The sequence below is a fragment of the Acinetobacter sp. WU_MDCI_Abxd143 genome, from assembly GCF_025514195.1.
GTDB lineage: Bacteria > Pseudomonadota > Gammaproteobacteria > Pseudomonadales > Moraxellaceae > Acinetobacter > Acinetobacter pittii_H.
Map to the genome: position 1 here is coordinate 190,877 of NZ_JAHPTH010000005.1, position 21,576 is coordinate 212,452.

Consider the following 21,576-nt stretch of genomic DNA (forward strand, 5'->3'; position numbering starts at 1 on the left):
GAGTCCTTTTTTAATTCGATTTCTAAATTAAATTAGAAGCGGAATTTAGCATTTAAGCCGATAGTTTGTGTATCGTAGCTAGACTTTTTAACGTCAGCTTTCATGTACGATGCACCAACTGCTACAGCTGGAGTAATGAAGTAGTTTACGTTACCACCCCAAGCTTGACGGAATTCACCAAGGTCATTGCCTTTGATGTCAGCTGAACCATCGTTACCAACGAAAGAAGCGCCAACGCTTAACTTAGGAGTTAAGTAAAGGTCAGTTTTCAAACCGTATTGGTTTTCTTGACCGAAAGCACCAGCAGCTTCAAAACCAATTGCCATGTTAGTTCCATCGATTGGACCTACATATTTAGCACGAGCTGTAACAGCATCTTGGTCGTCTTGAATCGCAGCAGTTTGGTTCGCAGCAGTGTAGATACCGTTGCTGATGATACCGAAGTTATCTAAAGCGAATTGGTTAGCAACGCTTGTATAACCAACAGTCATCAAGAAGTTAGGTAACAACATAGCACCAACTTCTAATGCATAACGGTCACCGTTGTCATCACGAGAGATAGCGTTTTTACCATCAACATCAGTGTGGTTATAAGTTGCGCTAGCGTATACAGGAAGGTAAGGAGTAGGAACGTAAGCCTCACCTTTAACACCGTATGTACCAACGTGGTAGTTTAAACCGTTGTTTTGGTCATACTGTTGGTAGCTATAACCTAAAGATACGCTAGAAGCTTGGTTCAAGAAAGCTGCTTCAGCTAAAGGACCCTTAGCGGTATCAACATTTTTTAAATAGAATGTACCAGCAACGTCACCAGTGAAGTTTTTATCATTTGCAGTTGTGTCAACATATTCAGATTGACCTTGAACTTCAAATTGATAAGCATGAGCACCGGTCATGGCTAATAATACAGCAGTGGCTAAACCAAGTTTTTTCATAATCATTTCCAGCATTAACAAGAGATAAAGCTGGGGTCATTGTATTGTAACAATTTATGAAGTCAATAATGGAGTAAAAGTAATGTTAAAGATATTTGACACTTATGTTAAAATTGGTGGAAAACTAATCAAATGAAAAGTAGTTTGTCAACCTGATAAAAAAATGAACATTTACAATAAGCTAATAATTATATTTCATCAGGAATTGAGAAGTAAATGTTAAAAAGATATTACAATTGCGATTGGAAAAATAGATTGTAGCAATCGGTTTTAACGTTAACAAAAATATAACTATGATTACAATGTGGGTGAAAAATAGCCATTTTATTATCAAATTCGTTTTATTTTGAGGAATAGTTAACAATATTTGAATTAGTTTAACTAAAAAATTTAACTATTCTTAATTATTATATAAGTGAATAAAATAAAAGAAATCTCTATTTTAAATTGAAAAATCGATTAAAGTTTTAATCCTGATTAATTTAATCGACTTTACAAAAGTAGAGATAAATCACATAATTTATTTGCAAAGTTCACTACCTAACGTTTTTAGGATTTAAAGTGCTTTCCCAGATACGATGTGTATGACACATCAGATTTTACGAGCTCAGCTTTCCCCAAGGTTGAGCTTTTTTTTATCTATAAGAAAATCTAAAAAACTACAATAAGAATTACGTGAAATTTATTTAAAAAACAGTTGATCAAAAAGAACCCAGCTTAAAGAAGCTGGGCAATGGATGCTGGGAGAAAACATCCAAGAGGACAAGTAAATATGTTTTATTATCATCACTAAAAACGCTTAATCTGTAAAATGGAGTTTTTTTATAAAAACTATTCAATTTTTCGATTAAACTTATTATTTAAGCTTACAAAGGGTAGGACCCGTATAATTATTAAAAAGAGAAAAGAAAGGTTTAATGATGAAATTCTTGTTATTAAAATGCTAGGATGGATTTAAGCCTAATTTATATCGTAGTAAAAATGGCAGGGCATTTACGGAGTACCAGCTAGAAATGTCAGGATTACGTTCAGAACATATTAGTAATCGACTGTTCTTTTTTATGCTGGTTATTATTTTGTCCTTATTATTCATGGCGATACCACTTATTGTGGGAAGCTATCAGGATTATATAAAAACTAGACAAGCCCTAACCGAAATAAAAAGTTTAAGAGCGGTAGCGGATATTGCGTATAAGGTTTCTAAGGAACGTGCTCCTGCCAATAAAATGATGTCGAGTGGTCCTGATGATTTATTAAAGAATCAACAAGAATTAAAAAAATTTCGCTTAATTGTCGATGAGCAAATTAATTCAAGCATACTTATTTTAAAACAAGCAGGTTATGTTTCATTAGCCAATGAACTACAAACGACCTTCAAAGAAAATCTTAGACAAGCCCGACATGTAGTTGATTATTATGGTGAAACCCCATATAGAGCCAGAACTTCTATTCAAATGGATACTGCCATTTTAGGGATGTTTGGAGTATGGGATAACTGTAGGGAAATACTGCAAAAGCTGATGTTGCAGTTAAAAAGTAAAGATAGCCGTATTTCTAATTACTTTACACTCATTATCGTTCTGACTGATATGCGCGATCAGGCTGGGCGTATGGCATCTAATATTATTGCCCCTCTAAGTTTTAATGAAGAAATTCCAAGTAATAATCGTGCTCGTTCGCTACAAACTCAGCATCAAGCTAGATATTTGTGGATTTTGGTCGATACCTTGCAGCCTGAACAAGCAAAAACTCCAGAATATCGTCGGTTATATTCCCGAGTGAAATCGGAATTTATAGACAAGGGTATACCGATTGTAGAAAAGCTATTAGAAGAAAGCCAAAAGGGGGAGCCATATTATTTAAATGGTACCCAATTAACGGAAGCAATCGTTGATAAATTTACTACTGTGGTTGATTTGCAAAGTTATATTCTTAATGAAAGTGTAGTCATTGCCGCTCAAGAAAATGCGATTGCTCGAAATGGTTTCTTTTTAACTTTATTTATTTCTTTAATTTCATTAGCTACTGCATTACTTACCTTGATATATGCTCAAAGAAGAGTATTTTCTCCTTTAATTAAAGCAAGGACTTTAATTTTAGATTTATCGCATAGTTCTGATCATTGTACAGATGAGATGAATGTCACCACAAAAGGGGAATTTTTTTCTTTGTTTGAAGCGATTGATCGATTACAACGAATGTTGCAACAACGAGATGCTTTTGAATTTCAATTAAAGAATATTGCCAATACTGATCCGCTCACTGGTGTGTCTAACCGTTTAGCTTTATCTGAATATTTAAAAATTGTTGAAAGTTACCCTCAAAAATTTACGCAGACTTGTTTAATGATCATAGATATAGATCGTTTTAAACAGGTGAATGATAAATACGGCCATATTGTGGGTGATCACGTCATTGTGAGTATTGCTGAGCAATTAAAGCAAAATATCCGAAGTTCTGATTTAATTGTTCGTTATGGGGGAGATGAGTTTTTAATATTATTAGAACAGGTGCAATTTGTAGATGCTCGTCTTTTAGCAGAGAAAATTCGGATTGGGATTTCTTTAGAAGAAATTTGTTTATCTGGTTCAGATGAAAAATTGCATGTGTCTGTCAGTATTGGTTTTGCCATAGGCGCGGCGAATTGGATCGAACTCTTGGAGAAAGCGGACCGTTCGCTATTAAGGGCTAAAGCCCGAGGCCGGAATGTAGTTGAGGGATAAAAAAAGCCGGAAATGATTTCCGGCTTTTTATTTTATTACTTCAACATCGGTTTTAAGAAGCGTCCAGTGTGGGAAATTTCAACCTCAGCCACTTGTTCAGGTGTGCCTTCAGCAATGATCATCCCACCGCCTGAACCACCTTCAGGGCCTAAGTCGACAACCCAGTCTGCTGTTTTAATCACATCAAGGTTATGTTCAATCACCACAATGGTATTACCCTTGTTGCGTAGCTCATGCAAAATGTCGAGTAACTTGGCAATATCGTGGAAATGCAAACCTGTTGTTGGTTCATCCAAGATATATAAAGTTTTACCCGTATCGCGTTTTGCTAACTCACGTGCAAGTTTTACACGTTGCGCTTCACCACCAGAGAGTGTAGTCGCAGCCTGACCTAAACGAATATAGCCTAAGCCCACTTGAGTTAAGGTTTCTAAACGGCGGTGGATGACCGGAATTGCGCTAAAGAACTCAGCAGCATCTTCAACAGTCATTTCTAAAACATCAGAAATGTTTTTGCCTTTATAGCCCACTTCAAGTGTTTCACGGTTATAACGTTTGCCATGACACGCATCGCAAGGCACATACATATCAGGTAAGAAGTGCATTGCGACTTTAATCATGCCATCGCCTTCACACGCTTCACAGCGTCCGCCTTTTACGTTAAACGAGAAACGGCCAGCGCTATAACCGCGGGCTTTTGCCTCTGGTGCTTGTGCAAATAACTCACGGATTGGTGTAAATAGACCTGTGTACGTTGCAGGGTTAGAACGTGGTGTACGTCCAATCGGACTTTGGTCAATATCAACAACTTTATCCAGATGTTGTAGACCATCAATCGAGTCAAACTTTTCAGCTGTTAACGTTGTTGCACCATTGAGCTGTGTAGCTGCTAATGGAAGCAAAGTACGGTTAATCAGTGTTGATTTACCCGAACCTGAAACACCAGTGACGCAGGTCATAATACCAAGTGGAATAGTTAAATCGACATTTTTTAAGTTATGACCTGCTGCACCTGAAAGCTTGATGAATTCATCTGGACGTGGTGATTCAGTACGTTTTTTTGGCACTTCAATTTTGAGTTTGCCAGAAAGATACTGTCCTGTAAGGGAATCAGCATGTTTAGCCAATTCATCATACGTACCTTCAGCAATAATTACACCGCCGTGTACACCAGCACCAGGACCGATATCAATAATATGGTCAGCAGCACGGATTGCATCTTCATCGTGTTCAACGACTAATACTGTGTTACCTAAATCACGTAAGCGAATCAGGGTCTGTAATAAACGATCGTTATCACGTTGATGTAGACCAATTGAAGGTTCATCAAGGACATACATGACGCCCATTAAACCTGCACCAATTTGCGAAGCTAAACGGATACGCTGTGCCTCACCACCAGATAGGGTTTCGGCAGAGCGAGCTAGACTTAAATAATTCAGTCCCACGCTCACCAAGAAATGTAAACGCTCTCGAATCTCTTTAAAGATTTTATCTGCAATTTCACCTTTAGCACCTTCAAGGTTTAATCCTTGATAATAGCTTTCAGCGTCACCAATCGACATACGTGTAATGTCAGCAATGGTCTTGTCTTTCACACGAACATGACGTGAAATTTCATTGAGACGTGAACCATCACATGCATCACACGCTGCATTGGAAAGATATTGAGCTAAATCATCTCGTACATAGTTACTTTCAGTTTCACGGTAACGACGTTCAAGGTGCGGTAAAATTCCTTCAAACGGTTGTACGCGAGTGTGTTTACGTCCACGTTCGTCGATATAGCTTAAATCGACTTTTTCTTTGCCCGTACCTTGTAAGAATTTCTTCTGAGTATCTTTATCAAGCTGGTTCCAAGGCGTATCAAGTTGAAAACCAAAATGATCGGCAACTTTTTGCAGCATCGAATAATAATAAGGACGCTGACGATCCCATCCACGAATAGCACCCTCACTAATTGCAAGATCAGGATTTGGAATCAGTTTTTCAGAGCTAAAATGACTGCGTGTACCTAAACCATCACAAACAGGGCAGGCACCGAACGGGTTGTTAAATGAAAACAAACGTGGCTCAAGCTCTGCAACAGCGCGATCACATTCAGGACATGAGTGCTTTGCAGAAAAAACGCGATCAGGATGTTCACCATTCATCCATGATAAAACAGCAATATCACCACCTAAACGCAGTGCAGTTTCAAATGATTCGGCAATACGGTTACCTAAATCTTCACGCACTTTGAAACGGTCGACTACAACTTCGATGGTATGTTTTTTCTTTTTGTCGAGTTCTGGTGGTGTATCAATATCAATGATTTCACCATCCACACGGGCACGAACAAAACCTTGACCTTGTAGCTGCTCGAACAAGTTACTGTATTCACCTTTACGTTCACGAACCACTGGGGCAAGCAACATAAGTGCTGTACCTTCCTCAAGGTTTTTTACCGCATCGACCATTTCAGAAACAGTTTGCGCGACCATCGGCAAATCATGTTCAGGGCAGTAGGGCGTGCCGACACGTGCATAAAGCAAACGCAAATAGTCATAAATTTCGGTAATCGTACCGACGGTTGAACGTGGGTTATGGCTGGTAGATTTTTGCTCAATGGCAATCGCTGGTGATAAACCCTCAATCGAGTCGACTTCAGGCTTTTCCATTTGCGATAAAAACTGGCGGGCATAGGCCGAAAGTGATTCGACGTAACGGCGTTGTCCTTCGGCGTATAGGGTATCGAAGGCAAGAGAAGATTTTCCTGAACCTGATAACCCCGTAATTACCACAAATTTGTCGCGTGGAATATCGAGGGACACATTTTTTAAATTATGGGTGCGTGCGCCTCGAATACGGATATGACTTTGGCTCATAAAACATCTCAATTATGTATTGATGAAAATTTAGGTGTTGATTGCTCAGTCGCAGAGAGGTGTGACTGGTTATAAACAACAGACCCTATATATGATAACGATTTAAAATTGTTCAAGTGGTACAAAATGATTTAAAGCGACAAATTGTGACGGTTAAACGACAATCGACAAAATTTGTTTAATTAAGCAGGTTGTATTTTTAACATTCCTCACTTCAGATTTCTACTCTAAGCAAATTTTAACCAGCAACATAACTTTACTAGACGACTGGTCTAATAGTTGTTTATGATGTATGCATGAAACGATTAAATAAAAGTGAAACCACACGACAGCACATTTTAGATACCAGCTTTGAGTTGGTGCTACGAAAAGGGTTTGTCGGTGTTGGTTTGCAAGAAATTTTAAAGGCTTGTGACGTACCTAAAGGTTCGTTCTATCACTACTTTGCTTCGAAAGAGGCATTTGGCTGTGCATTGCTAGAGCAATATATGGCTGACTATAAAGTGCGTATGGAACAACTTTGGCAACATAGCGAGCAAAGTGCTCATGCCCGTTTAATGGCTCTATGGCAGGCATGGATTGATGATCCGGTAAACGGTAGCTGGGCTGAGAACTGCCTGATTGTGAAACTGGCAGCCGAGGTTTCTGACTTGTCGGAAGATATGCGTCAAATTCTCAATGACGGTGTGCACAAACTAACGCAGCGTTTGGCTCTACTACTCAAAGAAGGGCAACAAGAAGGATCAATTCCAAAACACGTTGAGCCTTTAAAAACTGCGCAAGTCATGTATCAGTTATGGTTAGGTGCTGCTTTACTCACAAAATTGTCGCAAGACAAAGCACATCTACATCTAGCTTTAGAAACCACCCAACAACTCTTAAAACCGATAGAGGAATAAAGCATGCGAAGTATTATCCATCGTAATTTTGGCGAACCTGTAGACGTTTTAGAGCAGGCGGATATGCCAAAGCCGGAACCGAAAGCAGGCGAAGTACGTATTAAAACCATCATGTCTCCGATCCATAACCATGATGTATGGACAGTACGCGGAAGCTATGGCTATAAGCCGACTTTACCTGCGATTGGTGGTAGTGAAGCAGTTGGTATTGTTGATGCGTTGGGCGAAGGCGTTACTCATGTACAAGTCGGGCAACGTATTGCAGTTGCAGCTGTGCATGGCAGTTGGGCTGAATACTTTACTGCACCAGCACAAGGGCTTATTCCGCTCAATGATGAAATTGATGATGAGACAGCAGCGCAGCTGATTGGTATGCCAATTAGTGCTCTCATGCTATTGGACTTTGTAAATGTTCAACCGGGTCAATGGCTCATTCAAAACACGGCGAATGGCGCAGTAGGTAAAACGGTTGCCATGATTGCGCAGGCACGTGGTTTACCTGTCATTAATTTAGTTCGTCGTACTGACGCAATTGCAGAGATGCAAGCATTAGGTATTCAGCATATTGTTGCAACTGATCAACCTAACTGGAAAGAGCAAGTTAAACAAATTCACGGCGACCAACCTCTGATTGCTGGTGTGGACTCGATTGGTGGCAGCGCAAGTGGTGAAATGCTTAATCTGCTCAGTGAAAATAGCTTGCTTGTTTCGTTTGGCAGTATGACTGGTGAAACTATGCAGATTTCATCGGGTGATTTGATTTTTAAACAAGCGACAGTAAAAGGTTTCTGGGCGAGTGTGGTCAACAAAGAAATGCCAGCAGCGCGTAAAAAGGAACTGATTGTTGAACTATTAACGCTAGCGACTCAGAAAAAATTAATCCTACCTGTAGAAGGGGTGTTTAGTTTTGATGAGATTAAAACAGCTGCTCAAAGAGCAACGCAAGGTGCTCGTCAAGGCAAAGTGTTGTTAAAGCCCTAACACATAAAAGATCAGTCGAGAGACTGATCTTTTTTCATATCTTTAAAATAAAAAGGAAAATTGTATGATCGGACAAATTTTAATTGCGCTTATCGCAATATTACATGTCTATATTTTAGTACTAGAGATGTTTTTGTGGGACAAGCCTTATGGCATGAAAGCCTTTGGAAATAATGCAGAAAAAGCAAAACTCACCAAAGTCATGGCACAGAACCAAGGTCTTTATAATGGCTTTTTAGCGGCGGGTTTATTTTGGTCTTTATTGGTAGATGCACCATTTGCCACATCACTTGCCAATTTCTTTTTAGGCTGTGTATTCATTGCAGGTATTTATGGTGGTCTAACTGCCAGCAAAAAGATTATTTATATTCAGGCAGTTCCAGCTTTGATTGCATTGGTTGCTGTTAATTTTCTTTAAAAAGCGCAAAATACAGCGTTTTGGGCTGGAATGACCAGATAGGATCAGCGCATGTGGGCGTTATTTTTAAAATGTATGTTGGGGGCTGGGGTTGTCCTCATTATTTCGATTTTATCGAAAAGTAAGGCATTTTATATTGCAGGCTTAGTCCCGCTTTTTCCTACATTTGCTTTGATTGCTCACGTGATTGTTTTTCAGCAAAAAGGGGCGGAGGCGTTACAAAAAACAGCTCTGTTTGGTCTATGGTCACTTATTCCCTATGCCATTTATTTAATTGCTGTTTATGTGCTGGCAACGCGTATGTCGATGTGGTCTTGTCTAGGACTGGCAACTTTATGTTGGGTTGTGGCCGCGGCAGGTTTGATTTACGGTTGGCAGTTGTTTCAAAGTTAAATTTAAGGCTGACCATTTAAATAATTAAATGGTCAAAGCCTCATCTTGATTTAGATATGATCTAAACCTAACCATTGTCTTTGATGGTAGGCGCTATCCCAAAACAACCATTCAAGTTTTGCACCCATGGTGTAAGCAGCATGCATTTTTTCTAAAGTGTCTGCATCACAACGTGCAGCAACTTTATCTACTGTCGCAATCACATTACGAACGGCGGTATGGAACTCTTCACCTGCGTAAGTATCAATCCATGCTTGGTAAGGGTTATTAGGAATTGATTTGTTCACAATATCTTTACCGACTTCGGCGTAAATCCAGAAGCAAGGTAAAAGCGCAGCGAGTACAACAGGGTAGCTTTCAGACCAAGCAGTGGCTGTCAAAAATGAAGTGTAATGGTGGCCTGCTAATGTTAATGGGGTATTTTTAAATTCTTCTTTAGTTACACCAAAATTTTTCATGAAGTCATCATGCAAACTACGCTCCACGACAATTGCAATTTTAGCTGCATCTGAAAATTGCATAATATCGTCGGCCTCGAAAGCTTTTGCAGCTGCAACGGCAAGCACACGGCCATAGGCCACTAAATATTGAGCATCTTGAATAACATAATGACAAAATGCTTCTTTATCTAAAGTACCGTTAGCAAGTTCCTGATTAAAAGGCAGGTCGAGAATTTTTTGATATAAATTTAAATTACGTTGCCAGAGTTCTTGAGAAAAAAGCATAAAATCATTCCATTTAAAATTAGACAGCTAAACTGGATTTTAAATCAATTTTAAAATACAAAAATAAGAATGATAGATATATCGAAAGAAAATATTTAATCCGATTAATAAGTTAATTGAATATTACAAATTTCTTTATTAAACAGAGAGATAAAGTAAAGGGAATAACGGCACAAAACAACATCGTTTTGTGGTTAATTATCGATATAATAGCGGCGGTTTTAAGAAAGATTAAATTTAGTTCTTGGTATAGGTCTGATCCATGAAGCATTTCCGATTTTCGATATTTTTTACGGTGGTGTGTTTAGCACTGTCCGCGTATTGGGGTTTTACCCACGGACCTGAAGCGGGCGTGTCTACCATGCTTAAAGCTTTAACAATTACAGCCATTTTAGCTGTAATGGAGGTCTCTTTATCTTTTGACAATGCTGTCGTAAATGCATCGGTTCTACGTAACTGGGATCCGTTCTGGAAAATGCTCTTTTTAACGGTTGGTATTTTAATCGCCGTTTTTGGTATGCGTTTAATTTTCCCAGTAGCGATTGTTGCCGTGACTGCGGATATGGGAATGATTGAAGTGGCTAAATTGGCACTCAATGATCCGAAAACTTACTCTGAACGTTTAATGGCACACCACGCAGAAATTTCAGCATTTGGTGGAACATTCTTATTATTGGTATTCTTAAACTTCTTCTTTGACGAAGAGAAAGAAACCCATTGGTTTAGATGGCTTGAAGCTAAACTTTCTAGCTTGGCCAGCGTACCGGCAATGTCTGTTTTTATTGCTTTAATTGCGATGTTAATTATGGCAGCAAATGTTGATGAATCGCAGCGCCTTGCTGTGACTATGGCCGGTATTTGGGGCATTGTAGTTTATATTGGCGTTGAAGTTTTAAGTCATATGTTAGGTGGCGAACCTGAAATTGATGAAGATGGTAATGCCATTATGAAAGATGGATCAGGTGCTGCTTCTGGTGTAGTTAAAGCTGGTATAGGTGGTTTCTTGTATCTTGAAGTATTAGATGCATCATTCAGTTTTGACGGTGTGATTGGTGCTTTTGCAATCACTAGCGATGTTGTCGTGATTATGCTGGGTCTTGCAATCGGTGCTATTTTTGTCCGTTCAATGACAGTTTATCTTGTAGAAAAAGGCACGCTAGATGCTTATGTGTTCTTAGAACATGGCGCACATTATGCAATTGGTGCTTTAGCATTCATTATGATTGCAAGTGGTACAGGCGTACATGTGCCTGAAGTGGTAACAGGTTTAATTGGTGTAGCGTTTATTGTTTGGGCTGTCATTGCTTCAATTCAATATTCGAAGCGCGAGCATCAGTCGCCTTAAGCTAATTTTCAGTAAAGTTCGATAGAATGAAGAGGCTAAATGCCTCTTTATTTTTTTAAGCCCAAATCGTTATTTTAAATAAGGTGTTCCGTATTTTTAGAAACGAATCGGCTTATAATTTACCTAGTTTGATAACGTGTATTGATATGATGAATGCTTTGGAACGTCGCTCAACTTTTGCCTTAAGTAGTATTTTCGCACTACGCATGTTGGGCTTGTTCATGATTATTCCTGTCTTTTCTGTAGTTGGACAGTCATATCAATATGCGACTCCAGCACTCATTGGTTTGGCTGTAGGTGTCTACGGCTTAAGCCAGGCGATTTTGCAAATTCCATTTAGCTTATTGGCAGACCGTTTTAGCCGTAAACCGCTTGTGGTATTTGGTCTATTACTGTTTGCGATTGGTGGTGCAATTGCGGGTTTATCTGACACGATTTATGGCGTAATTATTGGCCGTGCTATCGCTGGTGCTGGTGCAGTTTCAGCAGTAGTCATGGCGCTTTTAGCTGATGTGACGCGTGAAGAACAGCGTACTAAAGCCATGGCTGCAATGGGCATGAGTATTGGTCTGTCTTTTGTGGTGGCTTTTAGCCTTGGGCCTTGGCTCACAAGCCTTGTCGGTATTTCTGGTTTGTTCTTTGTGACAACCATTATGGGCTTGATTGCGATTGCGATGTTATTGCTTGTACCTAAAGTGACTCGCCACCATCGTAATTATCAGCAAGGCTATATGGCGCAGCTTAAGCAAGTCATTCAAATGGGTGATTTAAACCGTTTGCATGTTTCGGTTTTTGCATTGCATTTATTGCTGACAGCCATGTTTATTTATGTGCCTTCACAACTCATCGAGTTTGCGCATATTCCTTTGGCGAGCCATGGTTTGGTGTATTTACCGCTGTTAGTCATTAGCCTGTTCTTTGCATTTCCAAGCATCATCATTGCTGAAAAATATCGCAAAATGCGCGGGATTTTCTTAACAGCAATTACAGGCATTATTGCAGGTTTGCTGCTGCTCATATTTGGTTATCAATCCAAATATGTATTACTTGCAGGTCTAGGTATTTTCTTTATTGCATTTAATGTGATGGAGGCTTTATTGCCTTCTTGGCTGTCGAAGTCTGCTCCAATTCAGTCAAAAGCGACGGCTATGGGTGTAAATGCCAGTAGTCAGTTTTTAGGTGCTTTTTTTGGTGGCACACTAGGTGGTCAATTATTGATGTTACATAATACTGCGATTGGATGGAGTGTCTTAGCAGGGATTGCTATAATATGGTTGCTAATTAGTTTTGGTTTAGCTCAGCCGCGGTATTTGTCATCAATTGTGTTGCCATTGCCGCAAGTGCAACAGGTGAATGAGTGGACCACACAGCTATTAGCAATTCGTGGTATCGAAGAAGTTGTGGTGATGCCTGACCAGCAAGTTGCTTATATTAAAGTCGATAAACAGTCTCTAGATGATGCTGCGCGACGTGATTTAACGCAGTTGTTCGGTAAAGAGGTAGCCATTTAAGCATAACTCTTATAAAGTAAAACATAGAAATGTATAGGATGAAGACAGCTAATGCGTGGTGTAAATAAGGTTATTTTGGTTGGTACTTTGGGTCGTGATCCTGAAACAAAAACTTTTCCAAATGGGGGCTCGTTGACCCAATTTTCAATCGCGACAAGTGAAGCTTGGACTGATAAAAATACCGGTGAACGTAAAGAACAAACAGAATGGCACCGTATTGTTTTGCATAACCGTTTAGGGGAAATTGCTCAGCAGTTCTTGCGTAAAGGTTCTAAGGTTTATATTGAAGGTTCACTACGTACGCGTCAGTGGACAGACCAAAATGGCCAAGAGCGTTACACGACAGAAATTCGTGGCGACCAGATGCAAATGTTAGATGCTCGTCAACAAGGTGAACAAGGTTTCGCTGGCGGTAATGATTTTAATCAACCACGTTTTAACGCACCTCAACAAGGTGGTAATGGTTATCAAAATAATAACAACCAAGGTGGCGGCTATGGCCAAAACAGCGGTGGTTATGGTAACCAAGGTGGTTTCGGTAATGGTGGAAGCAACCCTCAAGCGGGTGGTTTCGCGCCTAAAGCTCCGCAACAACCGGCTTCTGCACCAGCTGATTTAGACGACGATTTACCGTTCTGAGACACACCTGAGGGTGGTTTTTGTTAAATTTTAATATTTTTTATTATTTAACAATAAATTAAATTAAAGATTTACAGACACTAGAAATGGTTCTGTAAATTTTTTTACTTCTAATTTATTATATTTGATACTTAGACTTTTTGTTAAATTTAACCATGATGTCTGTTAAAAGATTTGTAATGAGTAGTGGTGAGCGATTTGCTGTTCTTTTGGATAGTAATGGTGTTCCTATGACTTACCCAAATTTATATACGATCATTCATTTAAGAAATCGTGGTCAATCAATCAATACAATTTCAGCTCTTTTAGAAGATATTAAGTTGCTTTTCCAGTTGTTAGATAATTTAGGAATTGACTTGGAACAAAGGGTAAAAAGTAAAGATTTTTTGAAATTAAATGAAATCGAAGCTATAGCAAATTTAGCTAGTTTCAGTCGTAGTCGATTAGATGGAATGGCTTCAAATAAAAAAATTATAAATTTTCCCAAAAGTAATAACAGAGAGCGATCTAGAGCAAAACTGGTTGTTACTCAGGATTATGTGTCCAAACAATTAATATATAGGCGTTTAACTAATTTTGCTGAATATATTGGATGGTTAGAGACGTATTTTCATTCATCAGCAATAACAAGTACAAAACGTTTCTTAACATCTCGTAGACCTCAAAAGTCCATGGATACTCAGTCTGAATATAAGTCCTTTGATAGTGAGCAATTACATAAAATTTTAAAGGCAGTTGATCCTGATACTCAGAATCGCATTTGGGTTTCAGATTACATTACTTATAGAAATGAGCTGATTATCTATTTATTTTTATATCTTGGATGCCGTAAAGGTGAATTATTGAATTTAAAAATTACAGATATAACATCTCATCAAGATGGCACTGTATATCTTACTATAAGACGTAATGCTCACGATGGGAGTGATTCTAGATTGTATCAACCATTGGTTAAAACTAGAAGTAGATCAATTGCAGTTAATCAAAACCTAAAGAAGAAATTAGAAACTTATATTTTAAGTTATAGATCAACCGTGTCGAATGCAGAACTTACGGACTATTTGATCTTATCACACAAAGGACAGCCACTCTCGATCACTGCTCTAGATAAAATTTTCTCTCAAATTTCGAGAACCGTTTTATTTAATGTACATGCACATGCATTTAGACATACTTGGAATGATAAATTTTCTGAGAAATCGCAAAATCTAGTGTCATCAGGTAGAACTACTGAATCTCAAGTTGAAAATGATCGTGCTTATCTGATGGGTTGGATACCAAATTCTCAAAGTGCGAGAAGATATTCTAGACGTGCAGAAAATAAAAGAGCTATAGAAGTTGGTTTAATTATCCAAGAAAAATTTGAGGATGGAAATGAATAAATCACTTCTAGTCGATAGTTTTGATAAATCAAAAAATACCTTTATCTCATTCAAAGGATATGAATTCCATATTTTTGATAACAAATGGTTTTTAGATATTAATGCAACTTTAAACTTAAATTATGTAAACTTCTTGAAAGAAGATGTGAAATACGATGTTCTATTAACTCTAAGTAATTTTGCTCAGTATTCCTCAAGTTTTCATACTGCTAATATGAATAAATATATTGCAAAGTATGTTGAGATTACACAGCAAGATCATTTCTCAGTTGAAGGCCTTTTAAATTATAAAAATTTTTATTCGTCAAAAAAAGATGAATACAAAGTAGCAATGCTACGAGTTTTTTTGAAAAAACTATATGATTTGGGTTATTCCTCAGTAGATGATGAAATTTACGATTTAATGGATTCATGGAGATTAAGTGGCAATGAAAAAGGAGCAGCAGTTCTTTCCCTTGATCCAGATGAAGGCCCATTTAGTCCATTTGAATTTCAAGCAATTATCACTAGAACCAACGAATATTTAGCAGAAAAAAAGATTTCTTATTATGAGGCTGCTTTAATTCGTATTTTCTGTGCGACTGGTAGACGACCAATCCAAATTGCTGGATTAAAGGTTAAAGACCTATACATGACTGATAAGTATAATTTTAGTGATAAAAAAGAAGTTCATATACTTAATATCCCAAAAGCTAAAATTAGAGGTGCTAGTGGATTCCGATTTGCATTTAGTGAAGTAGGGATTCGAGAAAGCATTGCAAAAATTTTATTTGAGCATATTCAAATTCTAAAGCAAAAATTAACTAAGCAAATAAAGCGAGAGCTATCAGAACAAGAGTTTGCAGAGCTACCACTATTCTATGATTTTGAGAAGTTAGTTAATTTGGATTGGGGAAATCAAAATGAAATTTCAGAAATTTTGACAAACGAAATCATTCATATGCCGACCAATGAATTAACCCAATTATTAAAAGAGGCGGTAAGCAAGCTCGGTATCCGCTCTAGGGAAACTGGTCAACCAATATACATTAATGCATATAGGTTTCGTTACACGCTTGGAACAAATGCTGCTCGACAGAAAGCAGGCGTAAATGTTATTGCAAAGCTGTTAGATCATCATGATACCCAGAATGCACACTGCTATGTACAAAGTGTTCCTGAAATTGCACAACAAATCTCTTCCATTATGGATGAGAACTTACGCAAATATGCAGATGCTTTTCAAGGAAGAGTTGTAAAGGATGAGGCTGAGGCTCACATACAAGTTAAAGATGCTAACCGAATTTCTTGTGTAGAACAGAATTGTGATGTCGGCTCATGTGGTACACATCAATACTGTAACGATTATGCACCAATCGCATGTTATCTGTGTAGCAAGTTTATGCCTTGGGCAAATGCCCCTCATCATCTAGTTCTAGAGCAATTAATTAAAGAACGAGATGATCTAATTACGATGGGTTGTAGTCTTGAAGTCGCTGCCGTGAATGACCGAACAATTATTGCCGTTCAGCAAGTTATTGATGCTTGTAAGGAGTTCAATCATGGATAATTTAATATATTTTCCATCTGACAAAATCCAATCTCCTTACTCCGAAATAAAGCAGTTTATTGATTTTGTTAAACAGTTATCAGAATTAAATGAAGATATTAGATTTGATGAGAATTATTGGAAAGGCGAAGTAAACTTTATCAAAACTGGTATTTCATCCAAAGATAGATTACCAGAAAATCTGTTGCATCATTCAATTCTGGAATTTGCCAAGGCATATGTTAAGTATCAAAGAATTAATAAAAAGTTAAAAACCCAAGATACAATTCTTTCAATTCGGGCAATAGAACAAATATGCTTAGACCGATATGGTGAAGTTGATTTAACTAAATTGGTTATTGCTGATTTTGACTTGGCTGCTGAAAATGCAAAGGTAAACTATAAAGCGAGTTCTGCTTATCATGTAGGCAGACAATTAAAAATTCTATTGGATTTCATTCGGAAATTAAAAATAGTTGCTTTACCAGAATGGAAAAATCCAATTAAAAAACCAGCTGATAAGTCAATTGTGCTAGATGAGGAGTCAGAGCAACATAGGGAATCTAAACTTCCTAATGAGGATGCGATTTTTGCATTAGCTGATATTTTCTCACGAAAAGATTCAGAGTTGTCAAATAGAGATATTTTTGTCACCAGTGCTGTAAGTCTGCTTCTAGCTGCGCCTGAACGTGCATCAGAGCTGTTTTTTCTAAAATATAATTGTATCCATGAGGAAGAAGTTCAAACGTTTTCTAAGAGCAATTTAGGTCTTCTAACAGATAGCTCTAATATTGAGAAAGTATTAGGTATCAGATGGTATGCACAAAAAAATTATGGATATGATATTAAATATATCCCAAGTGTCATGATTCCAACAGTCAAACGAGCCATTCAGCGTTTGATTAAGATGTCAGAAAAGCCAAGACGTTTAGCATATTTAATTGAGACAAGTGATAAATTTCCTAGACATGAACTTTGCCCTGATATTGCTGATGATAAGTTACTTAGTCGTGCAGAGGTTTTAAGAGCGATGGGATTTGATGAATCCTTATATTCATCTACTGTACAAGCACGGGATTCAGCTTTGCATTTTTTATGCACTAGGAAAATACCAAGTGAGGATTATGTAGTTAGTTTAGAGGACTTGAATATAATTTTGCGTAATAGATTACCGAAGGGTTTTCCTTATGTTCCTTTTAAGACTGGTAATGGGGTTCAGGTTAAATGGTCAGAAGCTTTATTTTGTGGTTTTTTAAACCAATTTCATTCTAATAGAATAACTATATTGTCAGAGTTATGGATGCCGAAGATTGGTACTTTAAGTGAAGATTTATCTCCAACCAAAAAAAAGCTACGTGGAAAAGATAAGTTATCAAATGTGCAATCTATTTTTCAGCGGTGGGGACATGGCAATTACAGTATGACAACTCATCAATTTCGGCATTTATTGAATACCATAGCAAATACGAATGGAATGGATAACTTATTACTCGCTAAATGGTCAGGACGAGCTGATATGAAGCAAAATCGAGTATATGACCATACCACGGTTGAAAATCGTAATTATGGCTTAATCCAAATGCAGAAAAATGAGGTCGGTACAGTAAAGACCGATAGTACATTTACATTTCAGATTTCTACACCTCGCACTCTACAGGAGCTAAATACCAAAACAACATTGTCCATGCACACTACTGAGTTTGGACTTTGTACACATTCATATATTGATGAACCCTGTCTAAAATATAGAAACTGTCTCAACTGTACCGAACATGTGTGTATCAAAGGTGATGCAGAAAAGAAAAAGCGGCTTCAAGATCGACTAAAAAAAGAAAAAATCCTATGGGTAAAGGATAAGGAGGCAGTTAGTAAGAATGTTACTGGTGCAAAAGTCTGGTTGGAGATGAGAGAACTAACGATTAAACGTTGTGAAAAGATGATTGCACTATTGGATGATCCAAGCATTCCTTATGGTACACCTTTGAGCCTCCCTCCTTTTGAAGATGTGACACATCTTGATTTGGCATATCAAAGAGCAGGTCATAAGCGTCTTCCTACTATTGTGAATACCCAACGTAAAAAGCATAAAGAACAGCAAGTTTTGCATGACTCTTTATCGTTGGATTTATGGAGTTAAAATGGCACAGCATCTAACAGACCAGAATGTACAAGATATTGTTGAAATTCTGGATTATTGGTCACCAAATGAAAAGTTAACGTGGGAACGATTATGCAAAGCGATTGAAGTGCAACTAGAACTTATACCTGCACCAACTCGTCAAACACTACAGAAATTTGCAAGAATTAAGAACGCTTATGATCTAGGAAAAAAATCTCCAACAGCTTTAAAAATATTGAAATCAAAACAGCAAAAGCTTCCTGCAAGCTTGAAAATTGCTCAAGCTAGAATTGAGAGTTTGGAAGCTAAGAATGCCAGATTGGAAAAAGAAAACGCTATGTTGTTAGAACAGTTTGTAGTGTGGCAATACAATGCTTATAAGTATGGACTAAGTATTGCTAACTTGAATGAGCCAATGAACAAAAAAAGTTCGGATTGATTTTGAAAAGTAAATTATTAGGTGGTTTAACTTTTTATTTTTACCATAAGGTAGTCTTTTTTTATTAAAGTCATGTAAAACTAAAAAGCGGAATAAGGTTTTTAGTGAAAGACTTCTAAAGATTTTGTAAATTTAAGTGATAAAAATACTTTATAAGTTGGAGCTTGGTTTGATGGCGGCTTTAATAAATTTACTTCAATCAATGAAACAGTGGGTGATGCCCAATATCCATTAAAACTGTTTCTTGCGAGTTATCATAGTAAGCTTAGAAACAATGAAATTGTTAATCTTTATCAGTATTATATATTTAATTTTAGGGAGACATATTAATGATTAAACTTAAAAATATTGAGATATTAAAATATAAGTCATTTACAACTCCTCAATCAATAAACATTGAGGAAGATATAACTGTTTTAGTAGGAATGAATGAATCGGGAAAAACTTCTGTTTTAGAATGTTTAGCTAAAACTAATTATTTTGAAGATGATGAAAAGTTTAAATTTAACGAAACCTTAGACTATCCACGAAAAGAACTAAAGAGTATCAGTAGGTCGGATAGCAAACCTAAAGCAATTATTTGCACTTATCATATTTCAGATGAATTAATTGGCTTAATCGAAAATAGGTTAGGTAAAGGAACTTGGCAAGGAAGTAATGAAATCACCCTAACAAGTTCTTATGGCGACTCATCTACCTTAATAAGTGGTGTATCGATAAATTTTGAATTATTTTTAAAACACTTAAATTTATCTGATATTGGTGATGATATAAAAGTTGAGTTGAAGTTGGCTCCAACGGAAGAGCAATTTGATCAAATATTAAAGAAGTTCCCAGATGAAACCGAAAGGTTAGAGCCTTTAAGGAAATATTTCTTCAAAAGTTCTACATGGATGTCTTTTATTGAAAGATATACATATAGTGTTTTAATAAAAAGACATTTACCAAAATTTATTTACTATGATGAATATTATCAGCTCCCATCAAGAATTATTCTAGAAAGTTTTTTAGATGATGATGTTGATCTATCGGACGATCTAAAAACAGCAAAGGCACTGTTAGATTTATCCGAAATTAATGTGAATGAACTTATTAATGCTGACGATTTCGAAGACTTTATTGCTGAATTAGAAGCAACTGAGGCTTTGATTTCTGACACATTATTTCAATATTGGTCTGCAAATCAGAACTTAAATATTGAATTTAAAATTGATAAAAAAACAGCTACTGCTAAAAGGCAAGTAAATACAAGTTATGGCAGTGCTACAACGGTCGATACAAATATTGTTGAACATGTCTTAGATATCCGTGTAAAAAACTCGAAAACGAGAGTTTCTTTACCTCTCCAGAATAGAAGTAAAGGATTTAATTGGTTTTTTTCATTCTTAGTTTGGTTTAACAAAATTCAGGCTGATTCAAATTCAAAATATATTCTACTTTTAGATGAGCCAGGCCTTAACTTGCATGCAACTGCTCAAGCAGATTTACTACGTTTTTTAGAAAGTTTGGTTGATAAGTATCAAGTTATTTATACAACTCACTCACCTTTCATGGTAGAAACAACGAAATTAAATCGGGTCAGAACGGTATTTAGTGACTCCGATAGCTCTATCGTTAGTGATAGTATTCAACAAAAAGACCCTAATACACTTTTCCCTTTACAAGCTGCTTTAGGGTATGATGTTGCACAGAATTTATTTATTTCTAAAAAAAATCTATTGGTAGAAGGTGTCTCAGACTTACTATACTTGACCACAATTTCAGAATATTTGAATGCGAATAAACGAACTGGCTTAAATGAAGATATTACAATTGTGCCTACAGGCGGTTTAGATAAAGTTGCTAGTTTTATTTCATTACTTCGAGGTTCAAAACTATCAATTTTCTGCCTATTAGATTCGTTTACTGACCAAAAGTCTCAGGCAAGATTTGATAGTCTAACTATTCAAAAAATTATATCTGATAAAAATATAAAATTTTTCCATGATTTTTTGGATAATAGAAAAAAAGCTGATATTGAAGATATATTTACTATTGATGAATATCTGCAACTTTTTAATATTTCTCTCTCATCTACCCATGCTGAAATTAAGGTGGAAGAATTAAGTACTGAAATTGAAGATATATTATCAAAAATTAATAAAGTTATTAAAAAGAATAGATTTAATCATTATTTACCTGCAAAAGAATTTGCTAGTAATAAGGATTTTGTTAATAGCCTTTCAGAAGCTACTTTATCAAGATTTGAAACTATCTTTAAAGAGGTCAATAAGAACCTTAAATAGTTTTTGGTTTAATAGACTTGCCTATTAGGGTGAGTCTATTACTTTACCCAGTACGTTATTTAATATAATTTTATAGACATCCAAGTGTTCTTTTTAATTTTCAATAAAATTAGTCAACTCTATGATGTCAGTGCTACTTAACTTACGAATATGTTTTCCACTTCTTAGTATTTTACGAAAATAAAAGCTCATTGTTCAACGAATATAAATATAAGATGACTTTTAAATCAGCTTGTCTCTAATCTCGAATCCGTTAATATCCTCAAAAAGCTATTTTTCTTGTCCATTTACTTCTTCAAATACACCTTTTGGGTTCAAAAGCATGTGTTTGATCGGTTGACCAGTGAGCTGATTAATATCCAAAAGATCATAAACCATTTGTTGTCC

General features: G+C 36.8%; 16 protein-coding genes and 1 pseudogene. 13 read left to right on the forward strand and 4 right to left on the reverse strand.

Annotated elements, in window-relative coordinates; genetic code table 11:
• Positions 1-32: 32 nt before the first annotated feature.
• Positions 33-935: a porin Omp33-36 gene (gene omp33-36 / locus KTI79_RS12065; protein WP_002122006.1), complete on the reverse strand. Its 903-nt coding sequence runs from the start codon at positions 933-935 to the stop codon at positions 33-35.
• Between the two features lie 1,013 nt (positions 936-1,948).
• On the opposite strand from omp33-36, the gene KTI79_RS12070 reads away from it, so the two are divergent.
• Positions 1,949-3,658, forward strand: a complete 1,710-nt coding sequence (locus KTI79_RS12070) for a GGDEF domain-containing protein (protein ID WP_086264739.1) — start codon at positions 1,949-1,951, stop codon at positions 3,656-3,658.
• Positions 3,659-3,693: 35 nt separating this feature from the next.
• Here KTI79_RS12070 and uvrA read toward each other — a convergent pair whose 3' ends face one another.
• Positions 3,694-6,525, reverse strand: coding sequence for an excinuclease ABC subunit UvrA (uvrA, locus tag KTI79_RS12075; RefSeq protein WP_086264740.1), 2,832 nt, complete (start codon positions 6,523-6,525; stop codon positions 3,694-3,696).
• 296 nt (positions 6,526-6,821) lie between these two features.
• Here uvrA and KTI79_RS12080 point away from each other — a divergent pair, with 296 nt between their 5' ends.
• From KTI79_RS12080 to KTI79_RS12095, 4 genes are all read left to right on the forward strand, one after another.
• A complete protein-coding gene (locus KTI79_RS12080) occupies positions 6,822-7,424 on the forward strand; it encodes a TetR/AcrR family transcriptional regulator (RefSeq protein WP_017387551.1) in 603 nt (200 codons plus the stop codon).
• A gap of 3 nt (positions 7,425-7,427) precedes the next feature.
• Entirely contained in the window at positions 7,428-8,405 is a 978-nt protein-coding gene (locus tag KTI79_RS12085; protein ID WP_086264741.1) for a zinc-binding dehydrogenase, read from the forward strand.
• Positions 8,406-8,469: 64 nt separating this feature from the next.
• Entirely contained in the window at positions 8,470-8,823 is a 354-nt protein-coding gene (locus KTI79_RS12090) for a DUF1304 domain-containing protein (protein ID WP_086264742.1), read from the forward strand.
• Between the two features lie 51 nt (positions 8,824-8,874).
• On the forward strand, positions 8,875-9,216 hold the full coding sequence (locus KTI79_RS12095; RefSeq protein ID WP_005804458.1) for a GlpM family protein: 342 nt from the start codon (positions 8,875-8,877) through the stop codon (positions 9,214-9,216).
• Between the two features lie 50 nt (positions 9,217-9,266).
• Here KTI79_RS12095 and tenA read toward each other — a convergent pair whose 3' ends face one another.
• Positions 9,267-9,941 (reverse strand): thiaminase II, encoded by a 675-nt coding sequence (gene tenA / locus KTI79_RS12100; protein ID WP_005066884.1) that lies wholly within the window; start codon positions 9,939-9,941, stop codon positions 9,267-9,269.
• A gap of 262 nt (positions 9,942-10,203) precedes the next feature.
• Here tenA and KTI79_RS12105 point away from each other — a divergent pair, with 262 nt between their 5' ends.
• The 8 genes from KTI79_RS12105 to KTI79_RS12140 all read left to right on the forward strand — a co-directional run bounded on the left by KTI79_RS12105 (position 10,204) and on the right by KTI79_RS12140 (position 21,189).
• Positions 10,204-11,286 carry a DUF475 domain-containing protein gene (locus tag KTI79_RS12105; protein WP_017399821.1) on the forward strand — a complete coding sequence of 361 codons (1,083 nt, stop codon included), beginning with the start codon at positions 10,204-10,206 and terminating at the stop codon, positions 11,284-11,286.
• 146 nt (positions 11,287-11,432) lie between these two features.
• Entirely contained in the window at positions 11,433-12,797 is a 1,365-nt protein-coding gene (locus tag KTI79_RS12110; RefSeq protein ID WP_005078603.1) for an MFS transporter, read from the forward strand.
• A 51-nt stretch (positions 12,798-12,848) separates the two neighbouring features.
• The gene (gene ssb / locus KTI79_RS12115; protein ID WP_005066890.1) at positions 12,849-13,436 is read left to right on the forward strand and encodes a single-stranded DNA-binding protein; all 588 of its coding nucleotides are present in this window, start codon (positions 12,849-12,851) and stop codon (positions 13,434-13,436) included.
• Positions 13,437-13,591: 155 nt separating this feature from the next.
• The gene (locus KTI79_RS12120; RefSeq protein WP_086376048.1) at positions 13,592-14,818 is read left to right on the forward strand and encodes a site-specific integrase; all 1,227 of its coding nucleotides are present in this window, start codon (positions 13,592-13,594) and stop codon (positions 14,816-14,818) included.
• A complete protein-coding gene (locus KTI79_RS12125; protein ID WP_086376049.1) occupies positions 14,811-16,367 on the forward strand; it encodes a site-specific integrase in 1,557 nt (518 codons plus the stop codon). Before KTI79_RS12120 ends, KTI79_RS12125 begins: the two co-directional genes overlap by 8 nt.
• The gene (locus KTI79_RS12130; protein WP_086376050.1) at positions 16,360-18,483 is read left to right on the forward strand and encodes an integrase; all 2,124 of its coding nucleotides are present in this window, start codon (positions 16,360-16,362) and stop codon (positions 18,481-18,483) included. The genes KTI79_RS12125 and KTI79_RS12130 overlap by 8 nt, the downstream gene beginning before the upstream one ends.
• Position 18,484: 1 nt before the next feature.
• Complete coding sequence (locus KTI79_RS12135) at positions 18,485-18,904, forward strand: hypothetical protein (protein ID WP_086376051.1); 420 nt, start codon at positions 18,485-18,487, stop codon at positions 18,902-18,904.
• A 329-nt stretch (positions 18,905-19,233) separates the two neighbouring features.
• Positions 19,234-21,189 carry an AAA family ATPase gene (locus KTI79_RS12140; RefSeq protein WP_086376052.1) on the forward strand — a complete coding sequence of 652 codons (1,956 nt, stop codon included), beginning with the start codon at positions 19,234-19,236 and terminating at the stop codon, positions 21,187-21,189.
• A 270-nt stretch (positions 21,190-21,459) separates the two neighbouring features.
• Here KTI79_RS12140 and KTI79_RS12145 read toward each other — a convergent pair.
• Positions 21,460-21,576 (reverse strand): annotated as a pseudogene (locus KTI79_RS12145) (type II toxin-antitoxin system Phd/YefM family antitoxin); the annotation flags it as partial.